We start from the raw sequence: 17,708 nt of genomic DNA, 5'->3' as shown, positions 1-17,708 counted from the left end.
TTAAACCTCCTCAAATAATTTTGAAATTGTAATTTCAAAACCATCTGCTATTTTTTTTATATTCTCTAAGGAAATATTTCTTTTTCCACTTTCGACAGAGGCATAATAAGTTCTATCCATTTTTATTTTTAGAGCAAATTTTTCTTGACTTAATCCGGATTCTTTTCGGATTCTTTGTATTCGCTTCCCAAAAATTTTTAATATTGATTCTTCTGACATATAATTAAATTATAGATTTGTTGCTTAAAAAACAACGGATTATAAGTAACATTGTTGATTTTTATTTTTCTTTATGTTATTATACTAAACAAGGTGGTTGATGTGTCAGAGCAAAAACAGATTTCAGGATATTCAATATATAGTATAAAGGCAAAGCAAAGGACAAAAATAAATCCCTTAGAGGATTTATATCCTGCATTACCAAATAAAAAATATCAGATTATATATGCAGATCCGCCTTGGGATTATGGCGGAAAAATGCAATATGATAAGTCAAGCATAAAAACTATAAATGTCGGATTTGAAAAAAATATTTTTATTAGCTCTGCAACTTTTAAATATCCTACTGTGAAATTGAGCGACTTAAAAAAGTTGGATGTAAATTCTATTGCTGATGAAAATTGCTTATTATTCATGTGGACCACAGGTCCCCAATTTGCAAATTCCATAGAATTGGGAAATGCTTGGAGGTTTGAATATAAAACAGTAGCTTTTGTTTGGGATAAGCAGATTCATAATCCTGGAAGATATACTTTATCTCAAACAGAATTTTGTATTGTTTTTAAGAAAGGTTGTATACCTTCTCCAAGAGGTGCTAGAAACATACGACAATTAATTTCTGTTCCAAGGGAAGAACATAGCGTAAAACCTACGGAAGTAATTGATCGAATAACACGGATGTTTCCAGAACAGCAAAAAATAGAGCTTTTTGCAAGAAATAATTATTTTGGTTGGGATAATTGGGGGCTAGAGATTCCAGAATCGAAAATAGAAATTAAAACTTCCGCTGATAAAAACGAATCAAGTTTGTTTTTACAAACAAAATCGTTATTTTCAGTTTGTAATCAATGATTTATTTCTAGTATGTCAGTGAGCTGTCCTCCTAACAATTTTTCAAACTAACAAAATTTTATTAAGACTGCGGCGCTTTTTTGTAACACTTGCCCTTCGATATGTATTATTTTAACGGTATGGGTGTTGAAACGGTAACCGACTTTTGAGACAGATCCTTTCGGCATTCGATTGATAAAAGAGCGGACTGCGGAAATTACGTGCAGCGGAGCTCCGGAGGTTTTGATTATGAAAACATGGACAAAGAGGATAATCGGCATTTCGTGCGCCGCTGTTTTGGCATTCGGCGCGATTTCGCTTTCGTGCAGAAAGACGCCGGTAAACGGAAGCGCGGACACGGCTTTTGCGGAAACGAGAACGACGTCTCCGATTCCCGCCGATTCTTTAAAGATGATTCAAGCGATGCAGGATGCGTTCCGTTCGATCAGCGATACGTTGCTTCCTTCGGTCGTTGAAATCGACGTGACGGAAACGAAAACGGTGCAGTCGAATCCGCTCGGAGATTTACCGTTTTTCTTTTTCGGTTTGCCGAATCAGGGCGGCGGAAGAGAGAGGCAATATGAACAGCAGGGACTCGGATCGGGCGTTATCGTGAGGCGCACGGGAAATACGCTCTACGTGCTTACGAACAATCACGTTGCCGGCGAAGCGACGAAGATTTCCGTAAAGCTCAACGACGGACGGCAGTTCGACGGCAAACTCGTCGGAGCCGATTCCCGTATGGACGTCGCTCTCGTTTCGTTCGAATCGAGCGATAAATCGATTCTCGTCGCATCTCTCGGAGATTCGGATGCGGTGCACACGGGCGATCTCTGCTTTGCGATGGGAGCGCCTCTCGGCTATAATCAGTCGGTGACGCAGGGCATCATCAGTGCGACCGGCAGAAGCGGCAGCGATATCGGCAACATCAGCGATTTTATTCAAACCGACGCCGCGATCAATCAGGGAAACTCCGGCGGCCCGCTTATCAATATCTACGGGGAAGTGATCGGCATCAACACGTGGATCGCTTCTCAATCGGGCGGTTCGCAGGGACTCGGCTTTGCGATTCCGATCAACAATATCAAAAACGCGATCGACGACTTTATTTCGAACGGTAAATTGGCGTACGGCTGGCTCGGCGTTTCGCTCGTCGACATCTCTTCGGAATATAAGACGGCGCTCGGGGTTGCCGATAAAGAAGGCGCCTTCGCTTCGCAGATTTTCCGCGATTCGCCTGCGCAAAAGGGCGGCATCCAGCCCGGAGATTATATCGTCTCTCTGAACGGAAAGAGCGTCAAAAGCGTCAATCAGCTTGTGCGCGATGTCGGCAGCTTAAAAGCCGGTTCTACGGTGTCTTTCGAAGTGCTTCGCGGCAAGCAGACGGTAAAACTTTCCGTCAAAATCGAAGCGCGGAGCGAAAATGTATCGGGCGACAACAGTAAACTCTGGCCCGGCTTTATCGCGGTTCCGCTCACCGAAAAAACGCGAAAAGACTTGAAGCTCGACAACAATAGAATACAGGGAGTAGCCGTTACGAGCGTGCTCGAAAAATCGCCTGCGGCTTCCCTTCGTCTGCAAAACGGAGACGTGATCACCGCCGTCAACGGCAAATCGATAAGTTCGATCGAAGACTTTTACGCAGAGCTCGGCAAAGCCAAGCGCGGCGTAAACTTTGACGTGTATTCGAACGGCGGCACGATTACGACGGGAACGTATAAGTTTTAACGGTGCGCTCTTTCTCTCCGCTTCACGCCGGCTGTGTTGCAGCTTGTGAGTGCGGGGAGGGAGCGGCCGTGATAGGCGTACGCTTTGTACTGTGCGTTTCGACAGGCGATTCTGCGAAAATATGTTCCGCATACATACATCCCGCTTCCCGCTCGACAAGATTTAACGCAACGCAATGTGACTGTTGCCGCAGCGGTAAAAAATCTATATAATAATCGCACGTATTTTTTTTATAACGGGATTGCCATGTCGGAAGAATTAATCCAAAACGCATTTTTAAAAAAACTTTCGGTGCTTGCCCAACGCAACGACCCGATTCCTCCCGCTTTATATGTGAAGTACGATGTTAAGCGCGGGCTGCGTTATGCAAACGGGACGGGCGTGCTCGTCGGGCTTACGCGCATCGGCGATGTCGTCGGCTACGATATGGTAAACGGCGAAAAGGTGCCGATTCCCGGAAAGCTTTTTTACCGCGGCTACGATGTTGCCGAGCTTGTCAAAGATGCCGAGCGCACGAAGCAGTTCGGCTATGAGCAGTGCGTCTATCTTTTGCTTTTCGGCAAGCTTCCGACGCAGCGTCAGCTCGATGAATTTACGCAATTTTTGGGACTCCGCCGTACGCTTCCGCCGAACTTTACGGAAGATATGATTATGAAAGCGCCGTCGAGCGATATCATGAACAAGATGGCGCGCGGTGTACTCGCAAGTTATTCGTACGATCCCGATCCTGAAGGACGGGAGATCGCGAACGTGCTCAAGCAGTGCATCGAACTTATTTCGCGATTTTCGACGCTTGCCGCCTACGCATATCAGGCGAAGCGGCGTTTTTACGACGACAAGAGTATGTATATTCACAATCCGCTGCCCGAGCTTTCGACTGCGGAAAATTTTTTGCGTCTCATCCGTCCTGATAAAACCTATTCCCGCCTTGAAGCGGAAATCCTCGACCTCGCCCTTATTTTGCACGCCGAACACGGAGGCGGAAACAATTCGAGTTTGACGGTGCACGTCGTTTCATCTGCGGACACCGACACGTATTCGGCGATCGCCGCGGCTATAGGTTCACTCAAAGGAAGACGGCACGGAGGGGCGAATATCCGCGTCATGGAGATGATGGACGACATCAAGTCGCACGTAAAGGATTGGACGAGCGAAAAGCAGATTCGCGATTATTTAATAAAAATCGCAAAACGCGAAGCGTTCGACGGTACGGGTTTGATTTACGGTATGGGGCATGCGGTGTACACGATCGACGATCCGAGAGCGGTGCTCCTTCGCGAGCGGGCGGCAAAACTCGCAAAAGAAAAAAAATGCGAAGCGGAATTCCGCCTCTACAATCTCATCGCCAAGGTTTCACCGGGCGTTCTCGCCGAAGTGCACGGCGCCGACAAAAGAATCTGTCCGAACGTCGATTTTTATTCGGGATTTGTGTATTCCATGCTCAATATTCCGCGCGAACTCTACACACCCATCTTTGCGATTTCGCGTATTGCCGGCTGGAGCGCGCACCGTATCGAAGAGATCGTCGCAGGCGGCAGGATTTATCGGCCGGCGTATAAAAACGTGTGCGATGTGCGGGACTACATTCCGATCGAAAAGCGCGTAAAGTAAGCGCTTATGATCCGCCTCGACAAATTGCTGTCGCACGGAGGCTTGGGCTCCCGCTCTTCCGTAAAAAAACTTTTCCGTTCGGGCGCCGTAACGGTAAACGGCAAAAGCGTATTCGACTCATCGATGCGCGTCGATGAAGAGAAAGATATCGTCGCCGCGGACGGTAAAAAAATCGAAATCCGAAAAGCTCTCTATCTCATGATGTACAAGCCTTCGGGGTATGTGTGCGCAAAGCGCGACGGACTTCACCGAACGGTTTTCGATTTGCTCGGCGATGCGTACCGTACGCCTTTTTTCGAAGACAATCTTCACACTATCGGAAGGCTTGACTGCGATACCGAAGGCCTGCTCATCCTTACAACCGACGGAGAGCTTACGCACCGCATCACTTCTCCGAAAAGCGAATGCGGAAAAACGTATTTTGTGCGCCTGGCAAAAAAAGTGCGAAGCGCGGAAGGATCGGCCTACGTTTCCGAATGTGCGAAAGGCGTGCACATAGCGGCGGAAGGAAGAGAAAAAGAAGTCGACTGCAAAAGCGCCGAACTCGTATGGCTCGGAAGCGGCGATGAAAAAGACGAATGCACGCTTACGATCTACGAAGGAAAGTTTCACGAAGTAAAGCGTATCTTTTCCGCGCTCGGAAACAAAGTCGTCTATTTGAAGCGCATCGCGATCGGCGCACTTCGGATGGACGAAAGCCTTGAGCGGGGCGGCTGTCGCGAACTTTCAGAAGACGAAATCGAACTGCTTAGCCGCATCTGAAAACTTGTGTAAGAGGAATAGACTAATTCATTTTTACCAGCGGGATGTTTACCGTCGCTGTGCTGTCTATAAAAACCTTGTGTTTTTTGAAATTACCGGGCGGTCCCTTACCGTCGTAGTTGCTGAAGCCGAACGGCTCTTTAGGTATGCCGATCGCATTTGTGTTTAATTTTCCGTCGCCGTTGACGTCATGGTAAACGCAAAAAGCATAGTCGCCGGCTTTGAGCCGTATATGATACACGGCTTTTTCTCCCGTCACCGCCAATTCGACGTTTCGATACGGAATGTGTTTGCGAAAACTTTCAGAGGAATCATGGATGCTTATAACAATCGTTCCCGAATTCTTTTTTATGCCGGTAACGACGATTTCCGTATCACAGAGCGTTTCACCGTCCGCCGCTTGAGGATACAAGGAATAGAGCGTAGCGAAAATCATCATACAGAAAAATAAGGTAAGTGTTTTTTTCATATTGCCTCCTAATTATTGCGCTGCATAATTTTCAAAGCGGCACTGCTCGAATACGTCCGTACCGATAAGCGTAATCGCCTTTGCGGGGCAATTGTTTATGCAGCGGTAGCATATCGTGCAGTTTCCGGGATAAAACACGGCTTTATTGTTTTCGATATACAATGATTTTGAAGGACAGTGTGCCGCGCATAGACCGCAGCCGATGCAGCGTTCCGTTCTGATTTTAAGCCGTTCTCTCAATTTTTTCGCATGCATTTTAAACCACAGGCGCTGTCCGAACAAACCCGCAATTCGATGTAAAAAAGATAGGCCGTCTTTCGGATAGATTCCGCGTTTTATGTCTTCCGCCGTCTGCGCGATCTTTTTTTGCACCGCCGCTATGAGCGCCCCGTTTTCTTCCGGCGTTTTTTTCAAGAGCTTTACATCGGCGATACAGTCCGGCATACGCAGGTGTAAGCCTCCGGTAACGGCGGCTCCGCATTTTCGAAGCAGCCGGGATGCAAGTCCCGCGCCGTCTCCGCTGAAAAGCCCCATCGTCGCGATAATAAAAACGCGTTTTCCGCAAAACATATCGGCGTGTTCTATAATGAACGCTTTTACGATACGCGGAATGTCGCTGAAATAAATCGGGTAGCCGAGCGCGATTTCATCCGACGCACGTAAAACTTCAAGCGCTTCGCGTGATTCCATGCTGTAAGCCCTGCCGCCGGTCGCTTGTGCCAACGCTTCCGTACAGTATTTTGTGTTTCCCGTTCCGCTGAAATAAATTCCGTTCATATCGTCTCCTGCAATAATCCATGTACCCTTACTTTAAAAATGACGGCTCGAGCAAGTCCATAAAATCGGTGATTTTTTCTTTCCAATTTTTGTCGTAGTGAACATTTTTCATTGCGGCCAACGCCGTAAGTCCGTGAATAAAAGCCCATATCGTTATTAAAATATCGTTTTGCTTTTTTTTCGGAACCTTGGTTTGCTTAAGCAGTGACACGATGCTGTTTTTATACAAAATAAAGGGTTTATAGTTTTTCTCATCCGGTATAGATAAAGTTAAATCGACCTTTATATCGGACGAGGAATACAAAAATTGAAAATAGGCGGGATTGTCAATAAAAAAAGAAACATAGGCTATACCCAATTTTTTTAACAATGCGGCGGGCTTTTTATTTTCGGCGACAGCCGTTTCGAGCGTTTTCGAAAAACGTTCGGTGATGTGCAGCTGCATCGCGTTCAACAATTCTTCTTTGTTGTGAAAATGGCTGTACGGAGCCGCATGGCTGACTTTACAAGCCGCCGCCGCTTTTCTCAGCGAAAAAGACTGCACACCGTCGGCATTGACGATTTCGATGCCTTTTTCGATTAGGAGATTTTTCAATCCTTCGCGGTGATACGGCAACTTCGATTTTCGCATAAGCGGCTCCTTTTTCCTTGTAATCTTTACAGTGTCAAGATAATAGCGTAAAATCTTTACGGTGTCAAGTTTGAAACGGCGATTTTAAAAGCTGCAGATTAAAGATGCGCGGCTTAAAATCATCTGTAGGAAAAATTTATGCGCGAATCGGATCGATTGCCTTGATTAAAGCGTTCCGAACGATTTACAAAGGCCGGCGTTCGCGCGTATAATTACGCTATGTTGTCGGATATCGAAATAGCACAAAAAAATCGAATGCTTCCGATCGCGGACATCGCTCAGCGGATCGGGATTGATGCGGACGGGATCGAACCGTTCGGAGCGTACAAAGCAAAGCTCAGTGCAAAAACGCTTCGCACTCTGCAAAAACGCGCTCTGGACGAAACTTCGCGCGCTCGTCTCATCCTCGTCACTGCCGTAACGCCGACGAGCGCGGGGGAGGGCAAGTCGACCGTTTCGATAGGGCTTGCCGATGCGCTCAACCGTATCGGCAAAAAAACGGTGCTGGCGCTCCGCGAACCGTCTTTGGGTCCCTGTTTCGGCATAAAGGGCGGAGCCTGCGGAGGCGGATACGCACAGATCGTTCCGATGGAAGAAATCAATTTGCACTTTACGGGCGACATCCACGCGATTTCCTCAGCGAATAATTTGATTGCGGCTTTCATAGACAATCACATTCACCACGGCAATGAACTGGGGATAGATCCCCGCACGATTTCGTGGAAGCGGTGCGTCGATCTCAATGACCGCGAACTGCGCAACATCGTCGTCGGACTCGGCGGCAGAGTGAACGGAGTACCGCGCGAAGACCGCTTTTGCATTTCCGTCGCGAGCGAAATCATGGCGATCGTCTGTCTCTCCCGCACGATTTCGGAATTGAAAGAGCGCATTTCGAATATCGTCATCGGGGAAAATTACGACAGAGAAATCGTTAAATTCGGAGAACTCGGATGTACCGGCGCGATCGCCGCATTGCTCAAAGATGCTCTGAAGCCGAACCTCGTGCAAACCATCGAAAAAACTCCCGCGTTTGTGCACGGCGGCCCCTTTGCGAACATCGCGCACGGCTGTAACAGCATCAACGCGACGCTCGCCGCTCTCGCTTCGGGAAACTATGTCGTAACCGAAGCGGGATTTGCCGCCGATTTGGGTGCGGAAAAATTTATGGATATCAAGTGCCGTGCGGCGGGCATCGCTCCGTCCTGTGCCGTCATCGTTGCAACGGTGAGAGCTCTTAAAATGCACGGAGGTACGGAAAAACAGGATCTTGCCCGTCCCGACCTCAAAACGCTTTCGGCGGGATTTTCAAATCTGAAAACGCATATCGAAAACATCCGCAAATTCGGCGTAAGCGCAATCGTCGCGATCAACAAGTTCGCATCGGACACGAGCGAAGAACTCGAACTCCTCGCTGAACTCATTGCGGAAACGGGTACGGAAAGCGCCGTCTGCGAAAGCTGGGAAAAGGGAGGCGAGGGAGCGATTTCGCTTGCCGAAAAAACGAGCGCGCTCTGCGATGCGGGAAAAGCGGATTTCCGTCCGCTCTACGATTCCGATATGCCCCTTTCAAAAAAGATAGAACGCATTGCACGGGAAATCTACCGTGCAGGTGCGGTTTCGTTTGAAAGCGCCGCTTTGAAAAAGCTTTCGGCTTTCGAAAAGGCGGGTTACGGAGCGCTTCCCGTGTGCATCGCAAAAACGCAGAATTCGCTGAGTCACGATCCGAAACTGCTCGCTTCTCCGAGCGGCTATACCTTTCCGATCCGCGACGCGCAGCTTTACGCGGGCGCGGGCTTTGTCGTCGCGCTTTCGGGCGACATCACGGTGATGCCGGGGCTGCCGAAAAAACCCGCCGCGCTCAATATCGACGTGAACGACGACGGAGTCATTTCGGGATTATTTTAAACGAAAATATAAAAAATCCACGGTTAAGACTTTTCTTGTTTTGGCGGCTGTGTAACTGCCTGCCGAAGTGTGTTTGGCTTCCGCTTCGCGTGCGTTATATTTCGCTTGCCCTCGATTTTTACGAAGCGTATTTTTGAGGCGGGCTTTAAGCTTTCGTACACACGTCTTTTTGCGTACAGTTGTCGCAGTGCGTCGCACTGCCGCTTCCGACTGATTTATTTTTGTCGAACATTTCCATCATCGTCCGCCAGCCGAGCACGGCGCATTTGACGCGCGCGGGCATTTTCGAAACGTCTTCAAGGGCGGCCGCTTCGTCGAGTTGTTCGATGTCGGATGCCGCCGCATCGCCCTTTATCATGCTCATAAAGATATTTGCGAGGCGGAGCGCTTCGGTTTTATTTTTTCCGACGACGAGATCGAGCATCATATCGACCGACGCTTGGGAGATGGCGCAGCCGCTTCCCGTAAAAGAGCCGTCGGTAATCGTTCCGTCATTATCGATCTGCAAACTGAGCGTGATATTGTCCCCGCAGCTCGGATTGACACCGTTTAAAATGAGGGTCGGATGCGCCATCGGCTTTTTGTGAGCGGGATTTAAATTGTGCTCGTTGAGAATTTCCCGATACAGTTCTTTCGTTTCCATACCAATGCCGTCCTTGTGTATTCGCGTTTATGCGCCGTCTCTTTCGTCCGAGCTTTTTTGTTCCGCAGCCGAAAGCGTTTTCCCTAATCTTTAAAGCCCATCCATGAGCGGATGTTTTTTACTTTGCTCAAAAAAACGTCGGCTTCTTCTTCGGTGTTGTAAAAATAGACGCTTGCCCGCGCCGTTGCGGGAACGCCGAGGTAGCTTCCGAGCGGCTGCGCGCAGTGGTGTCCCGCCCTGATCGCGATACGCTCGGTGTCGAGCACGGTCGCGATATCGTGCGGGTGCACTCCGTCTATCGTAAAGGTGACGATACCGCAGTGTCGCATCCCGTCGCTGTTACCTATGACGCGCACGTGTGGAATTGTTTTCATGCCCTCGATAAGGCGAGAGGCGAGCGCGTTGTCGTGATTTGTTATATAATCGTAGCCGATCGATTCGATGTATTTGACGGCAGCTTCAAGTCCGACGGCTCCGCTCGCGTTTACCGTGCCCGCTTCGAATTTTGCCGGAAGCGGCGCCCATGTCGCATCTTCTCTCGTAACGTATTCGATCATCTCGCCGCCGCGCAAAAAAGGCGGCATCGCTTCAAGGAGCGATTTTTTGCCGTACAAAACGCCGCATCCTGTGGGGCCTGTGAGTTTATGAGCGCTGAACGCGTAAAAGTCGGCATCAAGGGATCGCACGTCGGTTTTGATGTGCGGCACGGCTTGCGCGCCGTCAACGACGATAACGGCTCCCGCTTTATGAGCGGCCTTTGCGATTTTTGCGATATCGTTTGTAATGCCGAGCACGTTGCTGACGTGAGCGACGGCGACAAGCTTTGTGCGACTTCCTATCTTTCCTGCGATTTCTTCGTCGGAGATGATGCCGCTTTCTCTGTCGCACTCCAAATACACGAGCTTTGCACCCTTCGCTTTTGCAACCATCTGCCACGGAAGGATGTTCGAATGGTGTTCCATAATCGAAACGGCGATTTCGTCGCCCTCGCGTATGTTTGCCATGCCGTAGGTATAAGCGATGAGATTCAACGATTCGCTTGCGTTCCGCGTAAAAATCACTTCACAATCTTCTGCCGCGTTTATAAAGCGGGCGACACTGTGCCGCGCGCCTTCGTAAGCTTCGGTTGCCCGTACGCTCAAATCGTAGAGGCCGCGCAAAGGATTCGCATTGTTTTCTTCGTAAAAATGCGTTATCGCATCGATTACCCGGCGCGGCCGCTGCGTCGTCGCAGCGTTATCGAAATAGATTAAACCCTTGTTTTTCGCATTTGAGAAAAACGGAAAATCGTTTCGAAAATCATTCATGTGAAAATACCTCATCCAAGTACGCGTTGATTTTTGCGACGGTCGTTTCGTCGGGAATAAGGGAGGCGATGCGTACGACTTTTGCGCGTGCCATCAGCTTTTCGGTTTCCGATTTAGCGATACCGCGCGACTGCATGTAAAAAAGCGTGTCGTCTCCGAGCTTTCCGATCGTCGATCCGTGTTCGCCGGCTATGTTTTCTTCACCGCACAGAATGAGCGGAATCGATTTGTTGACGACATCGGGCGAAAGCAAGAGCACTTCTTCATATTCGTTGCCCGTCGAGCCCGCACAGCCGTTTATAAAATCGATCGAACCGCGGTAGGTTTTTGCCGCGCGGTCACACAGCGTACCTTGAGCGCTCATTTGACAGTCCGTTTTTTTACCGATCTGACGCACAATGTAATTCATATCGAGCTTTTGCTCTCCGCGGCAAAGGTAGGCCGTATCCGCCTTAAAAGAGCCGCCGAACGAGGGTAGCTTGCCCGCGGCTCCCGTATATGTTTTTTCCCCGCCGAGAATCACGTGCGTCACTTCGACGCGGCCGCCTTCGGCGCAGACGGTTCCGATATCGTCGGTCTGCACAAAACCGTCGCCTAAAAGCTGCACTTTTACCAAGTGAATGAACGCATCCTTTCCCGCGTCGCAAATCGTGCGGACAATCTGAGTGCCCGATGAAGCGCGCTCGGATTCATAGCGCATGATAACCGTAATCGACGCGCCTTCTTCCGCCTTGATGATGTGAAAAGCGGAAGTAGCGCTTTTATCGATTAAATCGAAATCGATAAAGACGGGCGTTTCGACGCGCCGACCTTTTTTTACGGTGATGCGCGAAGCTTTCGCATCTTTGAAAAAATAAGCGCCGAGCTCTTTGCCGCAGCCCGTTTCAAGATTGCGATAGGCATCCGCCTTTGCGTGCCGCTCATATTCGACGCCGTGGGGCAGGGCGCTTATGCGAGGCTCCCCGTCGCCCGAAAGGCGCGCATCGGTTGAAAACGGCGTCGAATTTATCTTCAGCCAATTCCACGTGAGCGTCGGTAAATTATTAATCGTTAATATTTCAGCCATACGCGATCCTTACAGAGTGCCTTTCATTTCGAGGCGGATGAGATTGTTCATTTCGACTGCGTATTCGAGCGGCAGCTCTTTGCTGACCGGATTAGCAAAGCCGCTGACGATCATGCTTCTCGCTTCGTCTTCCGCGATGCCGCGCGACATGAGGTAAAAGATTGCCTCTCCCGAAATGCGCCCGATTTTCGCTTCGTGTCCGACATCCACGTCGTCAGTGTGAATTTCCATGGCAGGCACGGTATCGCTTCTGGAATCTTCATCGAGCATGAGCGATTCGCACGAAACGGAAGCTTTGCTGCCGTGCGCTTTTTTATCGATGTAAATTGCGGATCGATACGTACTTACGCCGCCGCCTTTTGAAATCGATTTTGTCGTAATGACGCTCGACGTATTTGGTGCGCTGTGTACCATCTTCGCTCCCGTGTCGAGGTTTTGACCGCTTCCGGCAAAGGTGACGCCCGTAAACTCGGCTCTCGCATGTTCACCGACCAAATCGCTTTCCGGGTACAGATACGAAATATGGGAACCGAACGAACCCGAAACCCATTCGATAGAGCCTCCTTCTTCGACTCGTGCGCGCTTCGTGTTCAGGTTGTACATGTTCTTCGACCAGTTTTCGATCGTCGAATAACGGAGCCGGGCGTTTTTTGCAACGTAGAGTTCGACGGCTCCTGCATGCAGGTTTGCGACGTTGTATTTCGGCGCGGAGCATCCTTCGATAAAGTGCAGATCCGCTCCTTCGTCGACGATGATGAGCGTGTGTTCGAATTGGCCTGCACCCTTCGCGTTTAAGCGGAAGTACGACTGCAGCGGAAAGGAAAGGTGAACGCCTTTGGGCACGTACACAAACGAACCGCCCGACCATACCGCTCCGTGGAGCGCGGCGAATTTGTGGGCGCGGGGCGGAACAAGGCGCATAAAATGTTTTTTGATCATGTCCGCGTATTCGCCGCGGAGAGCGCTTTCAAAATCGGAATAGACGACGCCCTGATTTGCAACTTCGTCGCGTATATTGTGGTAGACGAGTTCGCTGTCGTACTGCGCGCCGACGCCTGCAAGAGAGGTGCGCTCCGCTTCGGGAATGCCGAGCTTTTCAAAGGTTTCTTTTATATCTTCGGGAACTTGTTCCCAGTTGTTTTTCATCTTCGTGTTCGGGCGCACGTAAGTCGCGATGTGTTCTATGTGAAGCCCGCTTATATCCGGCCCCCACGACGGCACGGGCATTTCATCGTAAATTTTAAGAGAAGCGAGACGGAAGTCTTTCATCCATTCGGGATCGTTTTTATCTTTTGAAAGCTTTAAAACGATTTCTTCGGTTAATCCAGGATCGTTTCTGTAAAAATCTTTTTCATCGTAACGGAAATCATACATCGACGTATCGATATCGATTTTTGCGGCGGAGTTTCTGTCGATGACTTCGTTCATTGCGTACCGTCCTTTTCAAAACGTTCGAATCCGTTTTTGTTGATTTCATCGACAAGAGACGCATCTCCCGTTTTGACGATTTTGCCTTTGACGAGCACGTGCGTAAAATCGACGGTAAGGCTTTCGAGAATTTTCGCCGAATGCGTGATGATGAGCAGCGTGCCGCCGTTTTGCTTATACGCTTCGATGCCCTTTGATACGGTACGCACCGCGTCCACATCGAGGCCCGAATCGGTTTCGTCGAGGATTGCGAATTTGGGCTTGAGCATAAGCATCTGCAGTATTTCGCTTTTTTTGCGTTCGCCGCCTGAAAAGCCGACATTCAAATCGCGCGAAGCGTAGGATATATCCATGTTTAGCAATTGCATCGCCGCTTGCAGGTCTTTTTGAAATTGGAACAGTTTAACGTGCTCTCCGGTACGCTGCTGGAGCGCACTTCTGATAAAGGTTTCGAGGGAAATGCCCGGTACTTCGAGCGGATTTTGAAAGGATAAAAACATACCGGCTTTCGCGCGCACGTCCGTCTTTTCTTCGGTGAGGTCTTTACCGTCGAATATGATTTTTCCTTCGGTAAGCGTGTAGACGGGATTTCCCATAAGCGTATTGCCGAGCGTCGATTTACCCGCGCCGTTCGGCCCCATAAATACGTGTGTTTCGCCTTTATTTATTTTCAAATCGATGCCGTGCAGCACGGACTTTCCGTTTATATCGAACGAAATATTTTGAACATCGAGCAGCAGATCACTCATAAATAATCGAACTCCTGATTATGATTAAGGAACAAAAAGCTGAATTATCTACGAAAAAAGTAGGTAATTGCTCCGTTCTTAATATATCCATATTACCGTAAAAAAGCAAGCGTGAATATATCCGTTTCGTTTGACGGCATATACAGGGTTTCGGACATACGCGCGTAATTGACATTTCACCGTTTACTTCCTATCATTTGTGTATGACTGATATACAAGCCGTATCGCTCTTCTATATGTACGGTCTTATTTCGTTGATCGCCTTTGTTCTATACATACCGCGTTTATTGTATTATGTAAGCGGTTTTAAAAAGCCCGAGCATTTAATAAACCGCGTGCAAAATCGCTTTGCCGTCCTTATCCCCGCGCGGAACGAAAGCGTCGGTATCGGGCTTTTGCTGGACAGTCTCGCGCGTCAAACCTACGACTGCAAAAAATTCGATACGTTTGTCATCGTCGATTCGGAAGACGACCCGACTTGCGCCATCGTGAAAAAATACGAGAGTACCTATGTGCAGATTGTCAAAAATCAAACGTGCAAGGGCATGGCGCTCGACGGTTCGCTCAAAGAGCTGCTTTCCGGCGCATACGGGCGTTACGATGCGTATATCATCATCGACGGAGACAATGTCGCTTCGGACAATTTTATCGAAGAGATGAATAACGCTCTCGCATCGGACGTTCAGATCGTGCTCGGTAAGCGCGAAGTAAAAAATTATCTCCTTGGGGGGAAAAGACTCCGTTCGCTTGCGACGAACTGCAGCGCGCTTACGTACACGTTTCTCGACAAGATGGGAAATGCGTTCAGAACGAAGGCAGGCGTTCCCTGTACGATGTGCGGGACGGGCGTTATGGTCAGGCACGACGTCATCGAAGAGATCGGCGGCTGGCCGTACCGCAGTTTTACCGAAGATCTTGAGATGACTATCAATGCGATTCTTCACGGCTGGTCGTCGTGTTTTTACGAATACGCAGTCGTCTACACCGAAGAAGCGCTTTCGCATAAAGCGTTGGATCGGCGCCGTGAGCGTTGGCTCATCGGCTATATGCAGATTGCGTTTAAGTACCGCAATACAATCGCAAAACAAACGTACGCATCTCTTCGCGATCGCTCGCTTTCGCTTGTGCAAAAGATACGCGGTATCCGCATAAAAAATTTCGATTTTTTGTACGGATTCGGCCCGCTTTTTTTGTTTTTCGGCAATACCGCTGTTTGTTTTGTGCTTTACATAATCGCTGCAGGTATTGATTATTTTAATCGCGGATTTATTAATTTTACCGCTTTAAAATACGGCATGGTCATCATGCTTATACTCTACGGCGTACTCGTCTCCTATACGTTTATCGCACTCATAATCGATCCGAAAGCACTCAAGATTACGTTCGGCGAAAAGCTTGCCGTGCTTTTGTACAATCCCTTTTTTATAGCCGAGTACGCATATTTTTACGTTGCGGCATTTTTTACGCTGCTTCGAAATCCGCATTACGGCGAAGGTGTGCCGTGGCAGCAGATCGAGCGCATTGAAACGGTGATGAGGGGATCGGAGTGATGGACATCGGCGGCATCAAAGGCGATACGCAGCGCGAAATACAAAATCGCATCGCAGAGCTTGAAAAAAAAGGCGAGTTCGACGGAAACGTTCAGCCGATCGACTATGATGCGATGATTCGGGTAACCGACGATTATGTTTTTCTCCCACGCACGTTTTCATTTTTTTTATGGCGCGTTTTTATCCGCGCGGCGGCGACGGTACTCGGCCCGGTTTTGACAAAGTTCGTGCTCGGCGCTCGCGTCGAAGGGCGCAAAAATCTGTGCAGTGTGAAAGGCTTTGTCGCCGTCTGCAATCACGTGCACTCGCTCGACAATATGATCGTGCGCGAGGCGGTTTTCGGTCATACGCTGTACATCACGGTTGCGGAATTTAACAATATGAAAGGCCCTATCGGAACTATTATGCGCGGGGCGGGGACGCTGCCGTTCAGCGGAAACGTAAAAGCGATGAACGAGCTGCAAAAGACGCTGTCGCTTTTGCTGGCTAAGGGCTGCGCCGTGCTCGGCTATCCGGAGCAATCGCTGTGGCTTCGCTATGAAAAGCCGCGCCCCTTTCACACCGGCATGTTCCATATAGCCGCAGCGAATTCGGTGCCTGTCGTTCCGATGTTTATCACCTTTTCCGCGCCTTCAAAACTACGTTCTTTTTTCAGCAAAAAAAAAGTTGCGACGCTCCATATCCTCTCTCCGATCTATCCCGATAAAACGCTTTCGCGCAAAGAGAACGCCGCTTTTTTGATGTCGCGCGCTTCTAAGGCGTGGCGCAGCTGTTATGTTTCGGTTTACGGATACGAGCCCGATATTCGAGCGAACGAAAACTGATGTTGTAAATTAATAAGGATACGTATGAAAAAGATTCCGATACTGATTGATTTGTATCTTTCCCTTGCCAAAATAGGTTCGGTTACTTTCGGCGGCGGTATGGCGATGATGCCGATTTTGCAGCGCGATCTGATCGAAAAAAAGAAGTGGATGACCGAAGACGAACTGCTCGATTATTATGCGATAGGACAATCGACTCCGGGTATCATCGCGGTAAATGTCGCAACCTTTGTCGGCTTTAAGCAGGCGGGGATAATCGGGGGCATCGTCGCGACGCTCGGTATAGTAACTCCGTCCGTCGTTATCATTTCGCTTATCGCGCGCTTTATCAGTTCGGTCGATCACTTGCCGCTTGCGCAAAAAGCGCTTCGCGGCATCAATGTGTCGGTCGCGGCGCTTCTCACGTCGGTCGTGTTTCAATTTTCAAAAAAAACCGTAAAATCGATTTTGGGATTTTTGTGCCTCGCAGTTTCGTTTGCGGCGATATGGTTTTTCAAAGTACCGTCGTATTGGATGATCATCGCGGGAGCGGCGACGGGTGTCATCGTTTCGGTACTTTCTCGAAAAATGAAAAAAAGCGCGGAGGACAAGTGATGGAAACGACGTATTCGCTTTTTCAGCTTTTTTGGATTTTCTTTTATATCGGCGCGTTTACGATCGGAGGAGGGCTTGTCGCCGTAACGCTCATGCAGCAAACCCTCGTCGACAAGGGCGTCATCTCCGCCGAACAGTTTTACAATATGGTCGCCATCTCCGAATCGACGCCGGGACCGATCGGCATCAATATGGCGACATACATCGGCTATTCGCAGTACGGCGTTTTCGGCGGCATCGTTACGACGTTCGGGCAAGTGCTCCCGTCCGTTATCTGTATTTTAATAATCGCGCATTTTTTTATGAAATTCCACGATACGCCGCTCGTCAAAGCCGCATTCTCCACGCTCAGACCTGCGACTACGGGGATCATCCTCGTTGCGGCGGCGCAGGTTTTTATCGTCGCGCTTTTGAACACGCCTTTTTCGTTCGGTTCGCTTTTGACGATTGAAGGCTGGAAAAATCTTTTCGTGTGGCCGAGTCTTGCGTTTTATATCGCAGCTCTTATCGTTTTGATGAAGACGAAAATCCATCCCGTATTCGTCATGCTGTTCGGAGCTGTGTTCGGCATCGTGTTTTTGTGAATGTTCCAATTGTACAGCAAGCGTGTCGGC

The 17,708-nt window shown here is 49.1% G+C and carries 18 protein-coding genes; 9 read left to right on the top strand and 9 right to left on the bottom strand.

Going from position 1 to position 17,708, the window contains the following annotated elements:
• A complete protein-coding gene (locus IZU26_RS00725) occupies nucleotides 1–219 on the bottom strand; it encodes a helix-turn-helix domain-containing protein (protein ID WP_433275985.1) in 219 nt (72 codons plus the stop codon).
• A 93-nt stretch (nucleotides 220–312) separates the two neighbouring features.
• On the opposite strand from IZU26_RS00725, the gene IZU26_RS00720 reads away from it, so the two are divergent.
• From IZU26_RS00720 to IZU26_RS00705, 4 genes are all read left to right on the top strand, one after another.
• On the top strand, nucleotides 313–1,071 hold the full coding sequence (locus IZU26_RS00720) for an MT-A70 family methyltransferase (RefSeq protein WP_433275983.1): 759 nt from the start codon (nucleotides 313–315) through the stop codon (nucleotides 1,069–1,071).
• 228 nt (nucleotides 1,072–1,299) lie between these two features.
• Entirely contained in the window at nucleotides 1,300–2,778 is a 1,479-nt protein-coding gene (locus IZU26_RS00715) for a Do family serine endopeptidase (RefSeq protein WP_433275981.1), read from the top strand.
• Nucleotides 2,779–3,024: 246 nt separating this feature from the next.
• Nucleotides 3,025–4,389: a citrate/2-methylcitrate synthase gene (locus tag IZU26_RS00710; RefSeq protein ID WP_433275979.1), complete on the top strand. Its 1,365-nt coding sequence runs from the start codon at nucleotides 3,025–3,027 to the stop codon at nucleotides 4,387–4,389.
• A gap of 6 nt (nucleotides 4,390–4,395) precedes the next feature.
• Nucleotides 4,396–5,151, top strand: coding sequence for a pseudouridine synthase (locus IZU26_RS00705; protein WP_433275977.1), 756 nt, complete (start codon nucleotides 4,396–4,398; stop codon nucleotides 5,149–5,151).
• Nucleotides 5,152–5,173: 22 nt separating this feature from the next.
• On the opposite strand, the gene IZU26_RS00700 is transcribed toward IZU26_RS00705, so the two are convergent.
• Genes IZU26_RS00700 through IZU26_RS00690 form a run of 3 tightly spaced genes read right to left on the bottom strand, consistent with a single transcriptional unit; the run spans nucleotide 5,174 to nucleotide 7,028 of the window.
• Entirely contained in the window at nucleotides 5,174–5,620 is a 447-nt protein-coding gene (locus tag IZU26_RS00700; RefSeq protein WP_433275975.1) for a DUF2141 domain-containing protein, read from the bottom strand.
• Between the two features lie 12 nt (nucleotides 5,621–5,632).
• Complete coding sequence (locus IZU26_RS00695) at nucleotides 5,633–6,397, bottom strand: EFR1 family ferrodoxin (protein ID WP_433275973.1); 765 nt, start codon at nucleotides 6,395–6,397, stop codon at nucleotides 5,633–5,635.
• A 28-nt stretch (nucleotides 6,398–6,425) separates the two neighbouring features.
• A complete protein-coding gene (locus tag IZU26_RS00690; protein WP_021330083.1) occupies nucleotides 6,426–7,028 on the bottom strand; it encodes a TetR/AcrR family transcriptional regulator in 603 nt (200 codons plus the stop codon).
• A 219-nt stretch (nucleotides 7,029–7,247) separates the two neighbouring features.
• On the opposite strand from IZU26_RS00690, the gene IZU26_RS00685 reads away from it, so the two are divergent.
• Nucleotides 7,248–8,933: a formate--tetrahydrofolate ligase gene (locus tag IZU26_RS00685; RefSeq protein ID WP_433275971.1), complete on the top strand. Its 1,686-nt coding sequence runs from the start codon at nucleotides 7,248–7,250 to the stop codon at nucleotides 8,931–8,933.
• Nucleotides 8,934–9,078: 145 nt separating this feature from the next.
• Here IZU26_RS00685 and sufU read toward each other — a convergent pair whose 3' ends face one another.
• The 5 genes from sufU to sufC form a co-directional block, all read right to left on the bottom strand.
• Complete coding sequence (sufU, locus tag IZU26_RS00680) at nucleotides 9,079–9,576, bottom strand: Fe-S cluster assembly sulfur transfer protein SufU (protein ID WP_433275969.1); 498 nt, start codon at nucleotides 9,574–9,576, stop codon at nucleotides 9,079–9,081.
• Between the two features lie 83 nt (nucleotides 9,577–9,659).
• Nucleotides 9,660–10,883 carry an aminotransferase class V-fold PLP-dependent enzyme gene (locus IZU26_RS00675; protein WP_021330060.1) on the bottom strand — a complete coding sequence of 408 codons (1,224 nt, stop codon included), beginning with the start codon at nucleotides 10,881–10,883 and terminating at the stop codon, nucleotides 9,660–9,662.
• A complete protein-coding gene (locus IZU26_RS00670) occupies nucleotides 10,876–11,949 on the bottom strand; it encodes a SufB/SufD family protein (RefSeq protein WP_433275967.1) in 1,074 nt (357 codons plus the stop codon). The genes IZU26_RS00675 and IZU26_RS00670 overlap by 8 nt, the downstream gene beginning before the upstream one ends.
• A 9-nt stretch (nucleotides 11,950–11,958) precedes the next feature.
• Nucleotides 11,959–13,377 carry a Fe-S cluster assembly protein SufB gene (gene sufB, locus IZU26_RS00665; RefSeq protein WP_433275965.1) on the bottom strand — a complete coding sequence of 473 codons (1,419 nt, stop codon included), beginning with the start codon at nucleotides 13,375–13,377 and terminating at the stop codon, nucleotides 11,959–11,961.
• On the bottom strand, nucleotides 13,374–14,126 hold the full coding sequence (gene sufC, locus IZU26_RS00660) for a Fe-S cluster assembly ATPase SufC (RefSeq protein ID WP_433275963.1): 753 nt from the start codon (nucleotides 14,124–14,126) through the stop codon (nucleotides 13,374–13,376). The genes sufB and sufC overlap by 4 nt, the downstream gene beginning before the upstream one ends.
• A 203-nt stretch (nucleotides 14,127–14,329) precedes the next feature.
• Between sufC and IZU26_RS00655 the strand changes: the two genes are divergently transcribed.
• Genes IZU26_RS00655 through IZU26_RS00640 form a run of 4 tightly spaced genes read left to right on the top strand, consistent with a single transcriptional unit; the run spans nucleotide 14,330 to nucleotide 17,678 of the window.
• Nucleotides 14,330–15,676, top strand: a complete 1,347-nt coding sequence (locus IZU26_RS00655) for a glycosyltransferase (protein ID WP_310822852.1) — start codon at nucleotides 14,330–14,332, stop codon at nucleotides 15,674–15,676.
• Nucleotides 15,676–16,500, top strand: coding sequence for a lysophospholipid acyltransferase family protein (locus IZU26_RS00650; RefSeq protein ID WP_433276983.1), 825 nt, complete (start codon nucleotides 15,676–15,678; stop codon nucleotides 16,498–16,500). The genes IZU26_RS00655 and IZU26_RS00650 overlap by 1 nt, the downstream gene beginning before the upstream one ends.
• Nucleotides 16,501–16,524: 24 nt before the next feature.
• Entirely contained in the window at nucleotides 16,525–17,094 is a 570-nt protein-coding gene (locus IZU26_RS00645; RefSeq protein WP_433275961.1) for a chromate transporter, read from the top strand.
• Entirely contained in the window at nucleotides 17,094–17,678 is a 585-nt protein-coding gene (locus tag IZU26_RS00640) for a chromate transporter (protein ID WP_433275959.1), read from the top strand. The genes IZU26_RS00645 and IZU26_RS00640 overlap by 1 nt, the downstream gene beginning before the upstream one ends.
• Nucleotides 17,679–17,708 lie beyond the last annotated feature (30 nt).

The organism is Treponema sp. SP13 (assembly GCF_050938355.1).
GTDB lineage: Bacteria > Spirochaetota > Spirochaetia > Treponematales > Treponemataceae > Treponema_D > Treponema_D socranskii.
Note: the sequence above shows the minus strand (reverse complement) of the source record. Positions and strands in the feature narration are given on the sequence as shown.

Coding starts and splice junctions, on each gene's coding strand:
- IZU26_RS00725 (WP_433275985.1), bottom strand. CDS start 219: ATGTCAGAAGAATCAATATTAAAAATTTTTGGGAAGCGAATACAAAGA.
- IZU26_RS00715 (WP_433275981.1), top strand. CDS start 1,300: ATGAAAACATGGACAAAGAGGATAATCGGCATTTCGTGCGCCGCTGTT.
- IZU26_RS00710 (WP_433275979.1), top strand. CDS start 3,025: ATGTCGGAAGAATTAATCCAAAACGCATTTTTAAAAAAACTTTCGGTG.
- IZU26_RS00705 (WP_433275977.1), top strand. CDS start 4,396: ATGATCCGCCTCGACAAATTGCTGTCGCACGGAGGCTTGGGCTCCCGC.
- IZU26_RS00700 (WP_433275975.1), bottom strand. CDS start 5,620: ATGAAAAAAACACTTACCTTATTTTTCTGTATGATGATTTTCGCTACG.
- IZU26_RS00695 (WP_433275973.1), bottom strand. CDS start 6,397: ATGAACGGAATTTATTTCAGCGGAACGGGAAACACAAAATACTGTACG.
- IZU26_RS00690 (WP_021330083.1), bottom strand. CDS start 7,028: ATGCGAAAATCGAAGTTGCCGTATCACCGCGAAGGATTGAAAAATCTC.
- IZU26_RS00685 (WP_433275971.1), top strand. CDS start 7,248: ATGTTGTCGGATATCGAAATAGCACAAAAAAATCGAATGCTTCCGATC.
- sufU (WP_433275969.1), bottom strand. CDS start 9,576: ATGGAAACGAAAGAACTGTATCGGGAAATTCTCAACGAGCACAATTTA.
- IZU26_RS00675 (WP_021330060.1), bottom strand. CDS start 10,883: ATGAATGATTTTCGAAACGATTTTCCGTTTTTCTCAAATGCGAAAAAC.
- IZU26_RS00670 (WP_433275967.1), bottom strand. CDS start 11,949: ATGGCTGAAATATTAACGATTAATAATTTACCGACGCTCACGTGGAAT.
- sufB (WP_433275965.1), bottom strand. CDS start 13,377: ATGAACGAAGTCATCGACAGAAACTCCGCCGCAAAAATCGATATCGAT.
- sufC (WP_433275963.1), bottom strand. CDS start 14,126: ATGAGTGATCTGCTGCTCGATGTTCAAAATATTTCGTTCGATATAAAC.
- IZU26_RS00655 (WP_310822852.1), top strand. CDS start 14,330: ATGACTGATATACAAGCCGTATCGCTCTTCTATATGTACGGTCTTATT.
- IZU26_RS00650 (WP_433276983.1), top strand. CDS start 15,676: ATGGACATCGGCGGCATCAAAGGCGATACGCAGCGCGAAATACAAAAT.
- IZU26_RS00645 (WP_433275961.1), top strand. CDS start 16,525: ATGAAAAAGATTCCGATACTGATTGATTTGTATCTTTCCCTTGCCAAA.
- IZU26_RS00640 (WP_433275959.1), top strand. CDS start 17,094: ATGGAAACGACGTATTCGCTTTTTCAGCTTTTTTGGATTTTCTTTTAT.